Origin of the sequence: Enterobacter cloacae complex sp. 418I7 (genome assembly GCF_050030705.1) — a bacterium.
GTDB lineage: Bacteria > Pseudomonadota > Gammaproteobacteria > Enterobacterales > Enterobacteriaceae > Enterobacter > Enterobacter intestinihominis.
In genome coordinates this window covers 710,790-725,887 of record NZ_JBLGUU010000001.1, presented here as the reverse complement: position 1 = coordinate 725,887, position 15,098 = coordinate 710,790, and the positions used below count along the sequence as shown (strand labels likewise).

General features: G+C 56.5%; 10 protein-coding genes. 9 read left to right on the top strand and 1 reads right to left on the bottom strand.

Going from position 1 to position 15,098, the window contains the following annotated elements; all coding sequences use genetic code 11:
* Window positions 1–10: 10 nt before the first annotated feature.
* From araA to rluA, 5 genes are all read left to right on the top strand, one after another.
* The gene (araA, locus tag ACQG0S_RS03480; protein ID WP_426750023.1) at window positions 11–1,513 is read left to right on the top strand and encodes an L-arabinose isomerase; all 1,503 of its coding nucleotides are present in this window, start codon (window positions 11–13) and stop codon (window positions 1,511–1,513) included.
* Window positions 1,514–1,599: 86 nt separating this feature from the next.
* Complete coding sequence (araD, locus tag ACQG0S_RS03475) at window positions 1,600–2,295, top strand: L-ribulose-5-phosphate 4-epimerase (protein ID WP_169440947.1); 696 nt, start codon at window positions 1,600–1,602, stop codon at window positions 2,293–2,295.
* Between the two features lie 155 nt (window positions 2,296–2,450).
* A complete protein-coding gene (polB, locus tag ACQG0S_RS03470; protein ID WP_169440945.1) occupies window positions 2,451–4,808 on the top strand; it encodes a DNA polymerase II in 2,358 nt (785 codons plus the stop codon).
* Between the two features lie 127 nt (window positions 4,809–4,935).
* The gene (rapA, locus tag ACQG0S_RS03465; protein WP_023299306.1) at window positions 4,936–7,842 is read left to right on the top strand and encodes an RNA polymerase-associated protein RapA; all 2,907 of its coding nucleotides are present in this window, start codon (window positions 4,936–4,938) and stop codon (window positions 7,840–7,842) included.
* 12 nt (window positions 7,843–7,854) lie between these two features.
* Complete coding sequence (gene rluA, locus ACQG0S_RS03460; protein ID WP_003856412.1) at window positions 7,855–8,514, top strand: bifunctional tRNA pseudouridine(32) synthase/23S rRNA pseudouridine(746) synthase RluA; 660 nt, start codon at window positions 7,855–7,857, stop codon at window positions 8,512–8,514.
* 31 nt (window positions 8,515–8,545) lie between these two features.
* Here the strand turns inward: rluA and djlA are convergent, their stop codons facing one another.
* On the bottom strand, window positions 8,546–9,361 hold the full coding sequence (gene djlA / locus ACQG0S_RS03455; protein WP_023299305.1) for a co-chaperone DjlA: 816 nt from the start codon (window positions 9,359–9,361) through the stop codon (window positions 8,546–8,548).
* A gap of 239 nt (window positions 9,362–9,600) precedes the next feature.
* Between djlA and lptD the strand changes: the two genes are divergently transcribed.
* From lptD to rsmA, 4 genes are read left to right on the top strand one after another with little or no spacing between them, the layout of a single operon-like run.
* Complete coding sequence (lptD, locus tag ACQG0S_RS03450; RefSeq protein ID WP_023299304.1) at window positions 9,601–11,952, top strand: LPS assembly protein LptD; 2,352 nt, start codon at window positions 9,601–9,603, stop codon at window positions 11,950–11,952.
* Window positions 11,953–12,005: 53 nt separating this feature from the next.
* On the top strand, window positions 12,006–13,292 hold the full coding sequence (gene surA / locus ACQG0S_RS03445; RefSeq protein ID WP_426750021.1) for a peptidylprolyl isomerase SurA: 1,287 nt from the start codon (window positions 12,006–12,008) through the stop codon (window positions 13,290–13,292).
* Window positions 13,292–14,278 carry a 4-hydroxythreonine-4-phosphate dehydrogenase PdxA gene (gene pdxA / locus ACQG0S_RS03440; protein ID WP_022647019.1) on the top strand — a complete coding sequence of 329 codons (987 nt, stop codon included), beginning with the start codon at window positions 13,292–13,294 and terminating at the stop codon, window positions 14,276–14,278. Before surA ends, pdxA begins: the two co-directional genes overlap by 1 nt.
* A complete protein-coding gene (gene rsmA / locus ACQG0S_RS03435) occupies window positions 14,275–15,096 on the top strand; it encodes a 16S rRNA (adenine(1518)-N(6)/adenine(1519)-N(6))-dimethyltransferase RsmA (protein ID WP_003856423.1) in 822 nt (273 codons plus the stop codon). The genes pdxA and rsmA overlap by 4 nt, the downstream gene beginning before the upstream one ends.
* Window positions 15,097–15,098: the final 2 nt, after the last annotated feature.

The following is a 15,098-nucleotide window of genomic DNA, read 5'->3' as shown; positions in this document are numbered from 1 at the left end:
GGACACGATAATGACCATTTTTAATAATTATGAAGTGTGGTTTGTGATTGGCAGCCAGCATTTATACGGACCGGAAGCGTTGCAGCAGGTGACGAAACACGCGGAGCACGTTGTGAATGCGCTGAACACGGAAGCCAAACTGCCGTGCAAACTGGTGCTGAAGCCGCTGGGTACTACGCCGGACGAAATCACTAACATCTGCCGCGATGCCAATTACGATGACAAATGCGCTGGCCTGGTGGTGTGGCTGCACACCTTCTCGCCAGCCAAAATGTGGATCAACGGCCTGGCTATCCTCAACAAACCGCTGCTGCAATTCCACACTCAGTTCAACGCCTCCCTGCCGTGGGACAGCATCGACATGGACTTCATGAACCTGAATCAGACCGCGCACGGCGGTCGCGAGTTCGGCTTCATCGGCGCACGTATGCGTCAACAACATGCCGTGGTGACCGGCCACTGGCAGGACGGCCAGGCACAAAAACGCATTGGCTCCTGGATGCGTCAGGCGGTCTCTAAGCAGGATACCCGTCACCTTAAAGTGGTGCGTTTCGGCGACAACATGCGTGAAGTTGCCGTAACCGACGGCGACAAAGTGGCCGCGCAGATCAAGTTCGGCTTCTCCGTGAATACCTGGGCAGTGGGCGACCTGGTGCAGGTGGTGAATGACATCAGCGATGGCGACGTTAACGCGCTGGTGGACGAGTACGAAAGCAGCTACCGCCTGACGCCTGCGGCACAGGTCAACGGCGACAAGCGCCAGAACGTGCTGGATGCCGCACGCATTGAACTGGGCATGAAGCGCTTCCTGGAACAGGGCGGCTTCCATGCCTTCACCACCACCTTTGAAGATCTCCACGGCCTGAAACAGCTCCCGGGTCTGGCGGTACAACGTCTGATGCAGCAGGGCTACGGTTTTGCGGGCGAAGGCGACTGGAAAACTGCCGCTCTGCTTCGCATCATGAAGGTGATGTCAACCGGTCTGCAGGGCGGCACCTCTTTTATGGAAGACTACACCTACCACTTCGAGAACGGCAACGATCTGGTGCTCGGCTCGCACATGCTGGAAGTGTGTCCCTCTATCGCCGTTGAAGAGAAACCGATCCTCGATGTGCAGTACCTCGGCATTGGCGGCAAAGCGGATCCGGCCCGTCTGATCTTCAACACCCGTACCGGCCCGGCCATTAACGCCAGCCTGATCGACCTCGGCGATCGTTTCCGCCTGCTGGTGAACTGCGTCGATGCGGTGGAAACTCCGCATTCTCTGCCGAAACTGCCGGTCGCGAACGCCCTGTGGAAAGCGCAACCTGACCTGCCAACCGCGTCGGAAGCCTGGATCCTGGCCGGCGGCGCGCACCACACCGTCTTCAGCCACGCGCTTGACCTGAACGATATGCGTCAGTTTGCCGAGCTGCACGACATCGAACTGACCGTGATTGATAACGACACCCGTCTGCCAGCCTTTAAAGACGCGCTGCGCTGGAACGAAGTCTATTACGGTTCAAAACGCTAAGCCCTGAATGCCCGGTGGCACTTCGTTTACCGGGCCTACGGTTCTGTAGGCCGGATAAGCGCAGCGCCATCCGGCAGGAGACGACAATGTTAGAAGATCTCAAACGTCAGGTACTCGAAGCCAACCTGGCGCTGCCAAAACATAACCTCGTGACCCTGACATGGGGCAACGTCAGCGCCGTTGACCGGGAAAAAGGGGTGTTCGTGATCAAGCCTTCCGGCGTGGATTACACGGTAATGACCGCAGACGATATGGTTGTGGTCAGCCTCGAAACGGGTGAAGTGGTTGAAGGCAATAAAAAGCCCTCCTCCGATACGCCAACCCACCGCCTGCTCTACCGCTCATTCCCAACCATCGGCGGGATTGTGCATACCCATTCACGTCACGCGACCATCTGGGCGCAGGCGGGCCAGTCCATCCCGGCCAGCGGCACCACACACGCGGACTACTTCTACGGCACCATTCCCTGCACGCGTCTGATGACCGATGCGGAGATCAACGGTGAGTACGAATGGGAAACCGGGAACGTGATCGTCGAAACCTTCGAAAAACAGGGAATCGACGCGGCGCAAATGCCCGGCGTGCTGGTGCACTCCCACGGCCCGTTTGCCTGGGGTAAAAACGCGGAGGACGCGGTGCACAACGCGATCGTGCTGGAGGAAGTCGCCTACATGGGGATCTTCTGCCGCCAGCTGGCACCGCAGATGCCGGATATGCAGCAAACCCTGCTGGATAAGCATTATCTGCGCAAGCACGGTGCGAAGGCGTACTACGGGCAGTAAATCATTGCCCGGCGGCGCTGCGCTTATCGGGCCTACGGATCCTGTTGGCCGGATAAGCGTAGCGCCATCCGGCAAAACAGGCACTGTATAAAACCCCAGCAAACACCCCTCAACCAGGCTATAATCAGGCCTGGTTTGTTTTGTGGGATAGCGGCGTGGCACAGGCGCAAGAAGGCTTTTTACTGACCCGACACTGGCGGGATACCCCTCAGGGCACCGAGGTTGCGTTCTGGCTGGCGACGGATAACGGCCCGCTGCACGTTACCCTGCCGCCTCAGGAGTCCGTGGCGTTTATCCCTGAACACCACGTCGAGAAGGTAAAGCAGCTGCTGCGCGGTGAAAACGGCTGGCGCCTCACGCCTCTTGAGCTAAAAGACTTCCACCGCCAGCCGGTTTATGGCCTCTACTGTCGCGCCCATCGCCAGCTGATGCGCTATGAAAAATTGCTCCGCGAAGCGGGCGTGACGCTCTATGAAGCGGACATTCGCCCGCCGGAACGTTTTCTGATGGAGCGGTTTATCACCGCCCCCGTCTGGGTAGATGGCACCGCGCAAAACGGCAGGATCGTTAACGCGCGCCTGAAGCCTAATCCGCACTATCGCCCCCCGCTCAAGTGGGTCTCGCTGGATATCGAAACCACCCGCCACGGTGAACTGTACTGCATCGGCCTGGAGGGCTGTGGGCAGCGGGTTGTCTATATGCTCGGGCCCCCGAACGGCGATGCGTCCGCGCTGGATTTTCATCTGGAATACGTTATCAGCCGACCACAGCTGCTGGAGAAGCTTAACCAGTGGTTTGCCGAGCACGATCCCGACGTGCTGATCGGCTGGAACGTGGTGCAGTTTGACCTGCGCGTGCTGCAAAAACATGCCGAGCGGTACCGCATTCCCCTGACGTTAGGGCGCGGAAACACGGAGCTGGAGTGGCGAGAGCACGGTTTTAAGAACGGCGTATTCTTCGCACAGGCTAACGGTCGCCTGATAATCGACGGCATCGAGGCGCTGAAATCGGCCTTCTGGAACTTCTCTTCCTTCTCGCTGGAAGCGGTCGCCCAGGCGCTGCTCGGTGAAGGTAAATCCATCGACAATCCCTGGGACCGAATGGACGAGATCGACCGGCGCTTTAATGAGGATAAGCCGGCGCTCGCTACTTATAACCTGAAAGACTGTGAGCTGGTAACGCAGATTTTCCATAAAACCGAGATCATGCCCTTCCTGCTGGAACGCGCAACGGTAAACGGTCTCGCGGTCGACAGGCACGGCGGCTCGGTAGCGGCCTTCAGCCACCTCTATTTCCCGCGGATGCACCGGGCGGGCTATGTGGCCCCTAACCTCGGTGACGTGCCGCCGCAGGCCAGTCCCGGCGGTTACGTGATGGATTCACGGCCCGGGCTGTATGATTCGGTGCTGGTGCTGGATTATAAAAGTCTGTACCCGTCGATTATCCGCACATTTCTGATTGATCCGGTAGGGCTGGTCGAGGGGATGGCGCAGCCAGACGATGCGCACAGCACCGAAGGTTTTCTTGGGGCACGCTTCTCGCGCGAAAAACACTGCCTGCCTGAAATCGTGGGAAACATCTGGCACGGCCGCGACGAGGCAAAACGTTACGGCAACAAGCCGCTCTCACAGGCGCTGAAAATCATTATGAACGCCTTTTACGGGGTGCTGGGCACCAGCGCCTGCCGCTTCTTTGATCCGCGTCTGGCGTCGTCCATCACCATGCGCGGGCACGACATTATGCGCCAGACCAAAGCGTTGATTGAATCCCGGGGTTATGACGTTATTTATGGCGACACCGATTCCACCTTTGTCTGGCTGAAATCGGCCCATTCAGAAGACGACGCCGCGCAAATCGGCAAAGAACTGGTCGCCTTCGTGAACGCCTGGTGGCGCGAAAATTTGCAAAAAGAGCGGTTAACCAGCGCGTTAGAGCTGGAGTTTGAAACCCATTTTGCCCGCTTCTTAATGCCGACCATTCGCGGAACCGACCAGGGCAGCAAGAAGCGCTACGCCGGACTGATTCAGGAAGGCGACAAGCAGCGGATGGTGTTTAAAGGGCTGGAGACAGTGCGCACCGACTGGACGCCGCTGGCACAGCAGTTTCAGCAAACCCTCTATCTGCGGGTGTTCCGCAATGAGCCGTATCAGGACTACGTGCGCGAGACGATAGCCAGCCTGATGGCAGGCGAACTTGACGCGCAGCTGGTGTATCGCAAGCGCCTGCGCCGCCCGCTGGCGGACTACCAGCGTAATGTTCCTCCGCACGTCCGCGCGGCGCGGCTGGCGGATGAAGAGAACGTTCGCCGGGGCCGCGCGCCGCAGTATCAGAACCGGGGAACGATCAAATACGTCTGGACAACGAACGGACCAGAACCCGTTGATTACCAGCAGTCTCCGCTCGATTACGATCACTACCTGACCCGCCAGCTTCAGCCTGTTGCGGAGGGAATTTTACCGTTCATCAACGACGACTTTGCTACACTAGTGACAGGACAACTTGGGCTATTTTGACGCGTGACGAAACCGTTGCCATCCAGTACCATAGCGCCCTTTCCATTCCCGGACCCATTTTTCGATGACCGTCTTTTTTGACGGGGTCGAACTATTGCCTGCAATTAAAGATTAGAGCCGAACAACTATGCCTTTTACACTTGGTCAACGCTGGATCAGCGATACAGAAAGCGAACTTGGATTAGGAACCGTCGTTGCCGTCGATGCGCGCATGGTTACCCTCCTTTTCCCTGCTACCGGTGAAAACCGCCTGTACGCTCGCAATGACTCCCCTGTTACCCGCGTAATGTTCAATCCGGGTGATACCGTGACCAGCCATGACGGCTGGCAACTGAAGGTTGAAGACGTAAAAGAAGAGAATGGACTGCTCGCCTACATCGGAACGCGTCTTGATACCGACGAGACGAATGTCATCCTGCGTGAAGTGCTGCTCGACAGCAAACTGGTGTTCAGCAAGCCGCAGGACCGTCTGTTTGCCGGGCAAATCGACCGAATGGATCGCTTCTCCCTGCGCTACCGCGCGCGTAAGTTCCAGAGTGAGCAGTACCGCATGCCGTGGAGCGGCCTGCGCGGTCAGCGTACCAGCCTTATTCCCCATCAGCTGAATATCGCCCATGACGTGGGCCGTCGCCATGCGCCTCGCGTGCTGCTGGCTGACGAAGTGGGCCTGGGTAAAACCATCGAAGCAGGCATGATCCTGCACCAGCAGCTGCTCTCTGGCGCTGCCGAGCGCGTGCTGATTGTGGTTCCAGAAACGCTGCAACATCAGTGGCTGGTTGAAATGCTGCGCCGCTTTAACCTGCGCTTCTCCCTGTTCGACGATGAGCGCTATGCCGAAGCCCAGCACGACGCGGACAACCCGTTTGAAACCGAACAGCTGGTCATTTGTTCCCTGGACTTCGTGCGCCGCAGCAAGCAGCGCCTGGAGCATCTGTGCGACGCTGAATGGGATCTGATGGTCGTCGACGAAGCGCACCACCTCGTCTGGAGCGAAGACGCGCCAAGCCGTGAATACATGGCGATTGAGCAGCTTGCCGAGCGCGTACCGGGCGTTCTGCTCCTGACCGCCACGCCGGAGCAACTGGGTCTTGAGAGCCACTTCGCCCGTCTGCGCCTGCTCGATCCCAACCGTTTCCACGATTTTGAGCAGTTTGTTGAAGAGCAGAAAAACTACCGCCCGGTGGCGGACGCCGTCGCGCTGCTGCTGGCCGGTAATCGTCTCTCTAATGATGAGCTTAACACTCTCAGCGATCTGATTGGCGAGCAGGATATTGAGCCGCTGCTTCAGGCCGCGAACAGCGACAGCGATAATGCGGGATCCGCGCGTAAAGAGCTGATCGACATGCTGATGGACCGCCACGGTACCAGCCGCGTGCTGTTCCGTAACACCCGTAACGGCGTGAAAGGCTTCCCGAAACGCGAGCTGCACACCATCAAACTGCCGCTGCCGACCCAGTACCAGACGGCGATTAAAGTCTCCGGCATTATGGGCACCCGTAAATCTGCGGAAGATCGCGCGCGCGACATGCTCTACCCGGAGCAGATTTATCAGGAATTCGAAGGCGACACCGGCACCTGGTGGAACTTCGATCCGCGCGTGGAGTGGTTGATGGGCTACCTCACCGCTCACCGTTCCCAGAAAGTGCTGGTGATCTGCGCCAAAGCCGCTACCGCATTGCAGCTGGAGCAGGTTCTGCGTGAGCGCGAAGGCATTCGCGCCGCCGTGTTCCACGAAGGCATGTCCATAGTTGAGCGCGATCGTGCAGCAGCCTGGTTTGGTGAAGAGGACAGCGGCGCGCAGGTTCTGCTGTGCTCTGAAATCGGTTCTGAAGGCCGTAACTTCCAGTTCGCCAGCAATCTGGTGATGTTCGATCTGCCGTTTAACCCGGATCTGCTGGAGCAGCGTATCGGCCGTCTGGATCGTATCGGGCAGGCGCACGATATTCAGATCCACGTGCCGTATCTGGAGAAAACCGCCCAGTCCGTGCTGGTGCGCTGGTACCACGAAGGGCTGGACGCGTTTGAACACACCTGCCCGACCGGCCGCACCATTTACGATCAGGTCCATGGCGATCTGATCGGTTACCTGGCCGCGCCTGAAAATAGCGAGGGCTTTGATGAGCTGATTAAATCCTGCCGTGAGAAGCACGACGCACTGAAAGCGCAGCTGGAGCAGGGTCGCGATCGCCTGCTGGAGATCCACTCCAACGGCGGTGAAAAAGCGCAGCAGCTGGCCGAAAGCATTGAAGAGCAGGACGACGACACCAGCCTGATCAGCTTCTCCATGAATCTGTTCGACATCGTCGGTATAAACCAGGACGATCGCGGCGAGAACATGATCGTGCTGACCCCGTCCGATCATATGCTGGTGCCGGATTTCCCGGGCCTGCCGGAAGACGGCTGCACTATCACCTTTGAGCGTGATGTGGCGCTGTCCCGCGAAGACGCACAGTTCATTACCTGGGAGCACCCGCTGATCCGCAACGGTCTGGATCTGATCCTCTCCGGCGATACCGGCAGCAGCACCATTTCCCTGTTGAAGAACAAAGCCTTGCCTGTGGGCACGCTGCTGGTGGAGCTGATCTACGTTGTGGAAGCGCAGGCGCCGAAACAGCTTCAGCTTAACCGCTTCCTCCCGCCAACGCCGGTGCGTCTGCTGCTGGATAAAAACGGTACGAATCTGGCCGGCCAGGTGGAGTTTGAAAGCTTCAACCGTCAGTTGAGCGCGGTGAACCGCCATACCGGCAGCAAGCTGGTGAATGCGGTGCAACAGGACGTGCATGCCATTCTGCAACTGGGTGAAACCCAGGCCGAAAAAGCGGCCAGAGTGCTGATTGATGCGGCGCGCAGCGAAGCCGATGAGAAGCTTTCTGCCGAGCTGTCGCGTCTGGAAGCGTTGAAAGCGGTGAACCCGAACATTCGTGACGATGAGCTGGCCGCAATTGAGAGCAACCGCCAGCAGGTGCTGGAAAGTCTGAATCAGGCCGGATGGCGTCTCGACGCCCTGCGTCTTATCGTTGTGACGCATCAGTAAGCGGAGCGCAAAATGGTAATGGAGCCCTACAATCCCCCGATGGATCCGTGGCTGGTCATTCTGTATCAGGACGAGCACATTATGGTGGTTAACAAGCCGAGCGGCCTGTTGTCCGTGCCGGGGCGTCTGGAAGAGCATAAAGACAGCGTGATGACGCGTATCCAGCGCGATTATCCCCAGGCCGAGTCTGTCCATCGTCTGGATATGGCGACCAGCGGCGTGATTGTGGTGGCTCTTAATAAGGCGGCAGAACGTGAGCTGAAGCGTCAGTTCCGCGAGCGCGAGCCGAAGAAGCAGTATGTCGCCCGCGTGTGGGGCCATCCGGCGCAGGCGGAAGGGCTGGTGGATTTACCGCTGATTTGCGACTGGCCGAACCGGCCAAAGCAGAAGGTGTGTTATGAAACCGGCAAGGCTGCGCAGACCGAGTATGAAGTGCTGGAGTACGCGCCGGATAATACCGCGCGCGTCCTGCTGAAGCCGATTACCGGGCGCTCCCATCAGCTGCGTGTGCATATGCTTGCGATGGGTCACCCGATTCTGGGGGACAGATTCTATGCGCCGCCGGAAGCGCTGGCGTTAGCGCCGCGCCTGCAACTGCATGCGCAGACGCTCACCATCACCCACCCTGCTTTCGGCAACGCCATGACGTTCAAAGCCCCGGTGGACTTCTGAAAAAATGGCCCGACACTGTCGGGCCATTTTTTTATTTAAAACCTTTCTGCTCTTTAATCAGCTCGTAGGCTTTCTGGATTTCCTGCGCTTTCTGTTTCGCCATCTCCATCATCTCAGGCGGCAGGCCTTTCGCCACCAGCTTATCCGGATGGTGCTCGCTCATCAGCTTACGATAGGCGCGTTTGATGGTCGTGACATCGTCAGAGGGCTTCACGCCGAGGACATTACAGGCATCTTCAAGCGTAGGGCCACGCTGCGCCTGCTGCCAGCCGCCACCGGACGATTGCTGTTGATAACCGCCGCCAAAGTGCGCGCCACCCTGCATCATGCGCAGGAACTGATCGAACTGCATGCGGGAAATGCCCAGCTCTTCAGCAATCACATACAGGACGTCCCGTTCATTCGGATGCAGAGAGCCATCCGCGAAGGCGGCCTGGATTTGAATTTCCAGAAACATCCGAATTAAATCAAAGCGCCCGAAGCAGATGCTACGGAACTGCCGCATTTTTTCACGCAGCGGGTAGTTATCCGCTTTACCAATCCGGAATGCATTCTGCGCCGCGACGCGGGATTCGCCGTGCAGATTCATGCGATCCATAAAGACGCTGGCAACCTGAATATCGGCTTCCGTTACGCGCCCTTTTGATTTGGTTAAGTGCCCCATCACCTCGAAGGTGGTGGAGAAAAAGAGTGACTGGCGCTCGCGCTGGTTGGCAAACCAGGCCATTTTGCGGCTGCGTGCTTTATCAAACATATGGCCGATAATGAGGCCAAGAACAACACCCCAGAATCCGGCACCCATAATAATTGCGAACGCAACGCCGATTATTTTACCCCAATACTGCATATACTCCCCGAATGGTCATGTTCCTGGCCGACGCAACGCCATCATTACAGTGGTCGCGCCACGGTCAATTGAGGGACATCGCCTATAATTTGCATTATCATACTCGTCATTCGATAGCGAGCCTAACACTCTGGCGCGCAAACGGGCAGGATTAACGCTGGTACTGCGCTGATGAGTAAGATAGTCTCTGAGCGTTTGTAAGCCGTAGCCACTGATGACGGAACAATAAAATACAACGTATGAAAAAACGTATCCCCACCCTTCTGGCCACAATGATTGGCACCGCCCTGTATAGCCAACAGGGGCTCGCAGCCGATCTCGCCTCGCAGTGTATGCTTGGCGTCCCAAGTTACAATCGCCCACTGGTGAAAGGCGATACGAATGACTTACCCGTCACCATTAATGCCGACAGCGCAAAAGGTAATTATCCTGACAATGCAACCTTTACGGGCAATGTCGATATTAACCAGGGAAACAGCCGTCTGCTGGCTGACGAAGTGCAATTGCACCAGAAGCAGCCGGAAGGTGCTCAGGCGCCTGTCCGTACGGTGGATGCGCTGGGTAATGTGCACTATGACGACAATCAGGTCATCCTGAAAGGTCCGAAAGCCTGGTCGAATCTGAATACCAAGGACACCAACGTCTGGGAAGGTGATTATCAGATGGTCGGTCGTCAGGGGCGCGGTACCGCAGACCTGATGAAGCAGCGCGGCGAGAACCGCTACACCATTCTCGAAAACGGCTCGTTTACGTCCTGTTTGCCAGGGTCAAATACCTGGAGCGTTGTGGGCAGCGAAGTGATCCACGACCGTGAAGAACAGGTTGCAGAGATCTGGAACGCCCGTTTTAAACTCGGCCCGGTGCCCATTTTCTATAGTCCTTACCTGCAACTGCCTGTGGGTGACAAACGTCGTTCAGGCTTCCTGATCCCGAACGCCAAGTACAGCACGTCGAACTACTTTGAGTTCTACCTGCCGTACTACTGGAACATTGCGCCCAACATGGACGCCACGATCACGCCGCACTACATCCATAAGCGCGGTAACATCATGTGGGAGAACGAATTCCGCTATCTGACCAAAGCGGGCGCGGGTCTGATGGAATTTGATTATCTGCCATCAGATAAGGTGTTCCAGGACGAACATCCGAGCGAAGGTGATAAGCACCGCTGGATGTACTACTGGAAGCACGCCGGGGTATTGGATCAGGTGTGGCGCTTCAACATCGACTACACCAAAGTCAGCGATCCGTATTACTTCAACGACTTCGACTCTAAATACGGGTCCAGTACCGACGGTTACGCCACGCAGAAATTCAGCGTGGGCTACGCCATTGAGAACTTTGACGCGACGGTGTCGACCAAGCAGTTCCAGGTATTTGATACGCAATCGCGTAGTACCTATGGTGCAGAGCCGCAGCTGGACGTGAACTGGTACCAGAACGATGTGGGTCCTTTCGACACGCACGTTTACGCTCAGGCGGTCCATTTCGTCAACACCAACTCGGATATGCCGGAATCAACGCGTCTGCATATCGAGCCGACGATCAATCTGCCGTGGTCAAACGACTGGGCGAGCCTGAATACCGAAGCCAAGCTGATGGCCACCCACTATCAGCAGAAAAATCTGGACTGGTATAACAAACGCTATGGCACCGATCTTGAAGAGTCGGTAAACCGTACGCTTCCGCAGTTCAAAATGGACGGGAAGCTGATTTTCGAACGTGACATGGCTCTTCTCGCGGATGGATACACCCAGACGCTTGAGCCACGTATGCAGTATCTGTACGTGCCTTATCGCGATCAGAGCAAAATTCAAAACTATGACTCGTCCTTCCTGCAATCAGACTACAGCGGCCTGTTCCGGGATCGTACCTACGGCGGCCTTGACCGTATTGCGTCTGCTAACCAGTTAACGACCGGCGTCACAACGCGCATTTATGATGATGCTGCCGTTGAACGTTTTAACGTTTCTGTTGGTCAAATCTACTATTTCACCGAGTCTCGTACCGGTGATGACGACATTAACTGGGAGAAAGACAACAAAACGGGCTCACTGGTATGGGCGGGCGACACCTACTGGCGTATGACGGATCGTTGGGGTCTGCGCGGTGGTGTTCAGTACGATACACGACTGGACAATATCGCGACGGGCAGCGCTGCCATCGAATATCGTCGTGATGAAGATCGCATGTTGCAGTTGACGTACCGTTACGCCAGCCCGGAGTATATCCAGGCGACATTGCCAAACTATGCGAATACAGACCAATACAAAGACGGTATTTCACAGGTGGGTACCGCCGCGAGCTGGCCTATCGCCGATCGTTGGTCAGTCGTCGGAGCCTACTACTATGACACGAATGCCCAAAAACCTGCTGACCAGATGCTGGGTCTGCAATATAACTCCTGCTGTTACGCAATACGTGTCGGTTACGAACGCAAACTTAACGGCTGGGATACGCAAAACAGTCAGGGCAAATACGATAACGTGATTGGCTTTAATATCGAGTTGCGCGGCCTGAGCTCTAACTACGGTCTGGGCACGCAGCAGATGCTGCGCTCGAACATTCTGCCGTATCGTAGTTCATTGTAATGTGCTTGATTTACAACGTAATCCGCTTTGCGGTTAATTGAAATGGAAAAAGTATGAAGAACTGGAAAACGCTGCTACTCGGTGTCGCTATGGTTGCGAATACCAGCTTCGCGGCCCCACAGGTTGTCGATAAAGTCGCGGCTGTGGTTAACAACGGCGTCGTGCTTGAAAGTGACGTTGACGGTTTGATGAAATCTGTAAAGCTCAACTCGGGCCAGGCAGGTCAACAACTTCCGGATGACGCTACGCTGCGCCACCAGATCCTGGAACGTCTGATCATGGATCAGATTGTCCTGCAAATGGGCCAGAAAATGGGTGTGAAGATCTCTGACGAGCAGCTCGATCAGGCGATCGCTAACATTGCAAAGCAGAACAACATTACCCCGGACCAGATGCGTAGCCGCCTGGCCTATGACGGCATCAGCTATGCCACCTACCGTAATCAGATCCGTAAAGAGATGCTGATTTCAGAAGTGCGTAACAATGAAGTCCGTCGCCGCGTCACCATCCTGCCTCAGGAAGTGGATGCCCTGGCGAAACAGGTGGGTAATCAGAATGATGCCAGCACTGAACTTAACCTGAGCCACATCCTGATCCCACTGCCGGAAAACCCAACCTCCGATCAGGCGGCTGAGGCGGAAAGTCAGGCGCGCGCTATCGTTGAGCAGGCGCGTAATGGCGATGACTTCGGCAAACTGGCGATCACCTACTCTGCTGACCAGCAGGCGCTGAAAGGCGGCCAGATGGGCTGGGGCCGTATTCAGGAGCTGCCATCCCTGTTTGCCCAGGCGCTGAGCACGGCGAAGAAAGGCGACATCGTCGGTCCAATCCGTTTCGGTGTGGGCTTCCACATTCTGAAAGTGAACGACCTGCGCGGTCAGAGCCAGAACATTTCGGTTACCGAAGTGCATGCGCGCCATATCCTGCTCAAACCGTCTCCGATCATGACTGACGATCAGGCCCGTGCGAAGCTGGAACAGATCGCCGCAGACATCAAGAGCGGTAAAACCACCTTCGATAAAGCAGCAAAAGAGTTCTCTCAGGATCCTGGCTCTGCAAACCAGGGCGGTGACCTGGGTTGGGCGGCAGCGGATATTTACGATCCAGCTTTCCGCGATGCGTTAATGAAGCTGAATAAGGGTCAGATGAGCGCGCCAGTGCACTCCTCCTTCGGCTGGCATCTGATCCAGCTGATGGACACGCGCAACGTGGATAAAACCGACGCGGCGCAGAAAGATCGTGCGTATCGCATGCTGTTTAACCGTAAGTTCTCTGAAGAAGCCGCAACCTGGATGCAGGAACAACGCGCCAGCGCTTACGTGAAAGTGTTGAGCAACTAATGAAACCGCATCGTGTTGTGATCACTCCCGGCGAACCCGCCGGGATTGGGCCTGACCTTGTGGTTCAGCTCGCCCAGCGCAGCTGGCCGGTAGAGTTGGTGGTCTGCGCAGATGCAACACTGTTACAAGACCGGGCAGCCTTGCTCGGTCTGCCTTTAACGCTCCTCCCTTACGTTGAAGGCCAACAGCCCGCACCGCAGCAGGCTGGTACTCTCACCCTGCTTTCAGTTCCGCTCCGTGCACCTGTTGTCCCCGGTGAGTTACACATCGAAAACGGCCACTACGTTGTCGAGACGCTGGCGCGCGCCTGTGACGGTTGCCTTCAGGGCGAATTTGCAGCCCTGATCACCGGTCCGGTGCATAAAGGCGTAATCAACGACGCGGGCATTCCGTTTACCGGGCATACCGAATTTTTCGAAGAGCGTTCGCACAGCCCGAAAGTGGTGATGATGCTGGCAACCGAAGCAATGCGCGTTGCGCTGGTAACAACGCACCTGCCGATCAAAGCCATTCCGGATGCCATTACGCCTGAACTCCTGCGTGAGATCATTGGCATTTTGCATCACGATCTGCAAACCAAATTCGGTATTCCGCAGCCGCATGTGCTGGTTTGCGGCCTGAATCCGCACGCGGGTGAGGGCGGACATATGGGCACTGAAGAGATCGACACCATCATTCCGGTGCTTGAGGAGATGCGGGCGAAGGGGATGAACCTCAGCGGGCCACTGCCTGCCGACACCCTTTTCCAGCCCAAATACCTGGATAAAGCCGATGCCGTACTCGCGATGTACCACGATCAGGGTCTGCCCGTGCTAAAATACCAGGGATTTGGTCGCGGGGTGAATATCACCCTCGGCTTACCCTTTATTCGAACGTCCGTTGACCACGGTACTGCGCTGGATCTGGCAGGCCAGGGAAAAGCGGATGTCGGCAGTTTTATCACGGCGCTTAATCTCGCCATCAAAATGATTGTTAATACTCAATGACTAATCGAGTCCATCAGGGCCACTTAGCCCGTAAACGCTTCGGGCAAAACTTCCTCAACGATCAGTTTGTGATCGACAGTATCGTTTCTGCCATTAATCCGCAGAAAGGCCAGGCCATGGTCGAAATCGGCCCGGGTCTTGCCGCGCTGACCGAGCCGGTAGGCGAACGCCTTGACGAACTGACCGTTATCGAACTCGACCGCGATCTGGCCGCGCGTCTGCAAACGCACCCTTTCCTCGGGCCGAAGCTGACGATTTATCAGCAGGATGCGATGACCATGAACTTTGGCGAACTGTCAGAAAAAATGGGACAGCCGCTGCGCGTGTTCGGTAACCTGCCGTACAACATCTCCACCCCGCTGATGTTCCATCTGTTTAGCTATACTGATGCCATTGCCGACATGCACTTCATGTTGCAAAAAGAGGTCGTTAACCGTCTGGTTGCAGGGCCGAACAGTAAAGCGTATGGTCGTTTAAGCGTGATGGCGCAATATTACTGCAACGTGATCCCGGTATTAGAAGTGCCGCCTTCCGCGTTCACGCCACCACCAAAAGTGGATTCTGCGGTTGTGCGCCTGGTGCCACATAAAACGATGCCGTATCCGGTCAAAGACCTGCGCGTGCTGAGCCGTATCACGACAGAAGCCTTTAACCAGCGCCGTAAAACGATTCGTAACAGCCTTGGCAATCTGTTTACCGTTGACGTGTTAGCTGAGTTGGGCATCGACCCGGCAATGCGTGCGGAAAATATTTCCGTAGAGCAGTACTGCAAGCTGGCTAATTACATCAGCGACAATGCGCCGCCGAAGGAGAGCTAAGC

Bases quoted from the DNA above. Each gene is read 5' to 3' on its own strand.
- araA (WP_426750023.1), top strand. From the start codon at position 11: ATGACCATTTTTAATAATTATGAAGTGTGGTTTGTGATTGGCAGCCAG.
- araD (WP_169440947.1), top strand. From the start codon at position 1,600: ATGTTAGAAGATCTCAAACGTCAGGTACTCGAAGCCAACCTGGCGCTG.
- rapA (WP_023299306.1), top strand. From the start codon at position 4,936: ATGCCTTTTACACTTGGTCAACGCTGGATCAGCGATACAGAAAGCGAA.
- rluA (WP_003856412.1), top strand. From the start codon at position 7,855: ATGGTAATGGAGCCCTACAATCCCCCGATGGATCCGTGGCTGGTCATT.
- djlA (WP_023299305.1), bottom strand. From the start codon at position 9,361: ATGCAGTATTGGGGTAAAATAATCGGCGTTGCGTTCGCAATTATTATG.
- lptD (WP_023299304.1), top strand. From the start codon at position 9,601: ATGAAAAAACGTATCCCCACCCTTCTGGCCACAATGATTGGCACCGCC.
- surA (WP_426750021.1), top strand. From the start codon at position 12,006: ATGAAGAACTGGAAAACGCTGCTACTCGGTGTCGCTATGGTTGCGAAT.
- pdxA (WP_022647019.1), top strand. From the start codon at position 13,292: ATGAAACCGCATCGTGTTGTGATCACTCCCGGCGAACCCGCCGGGATT.
- rsmA (WP_003856423.1), top strand. From the start codon at position 14,275: ATGACTAATCGAGTCCATCAGGGCCACTTAGCCCGTAAACGCTTCGGG.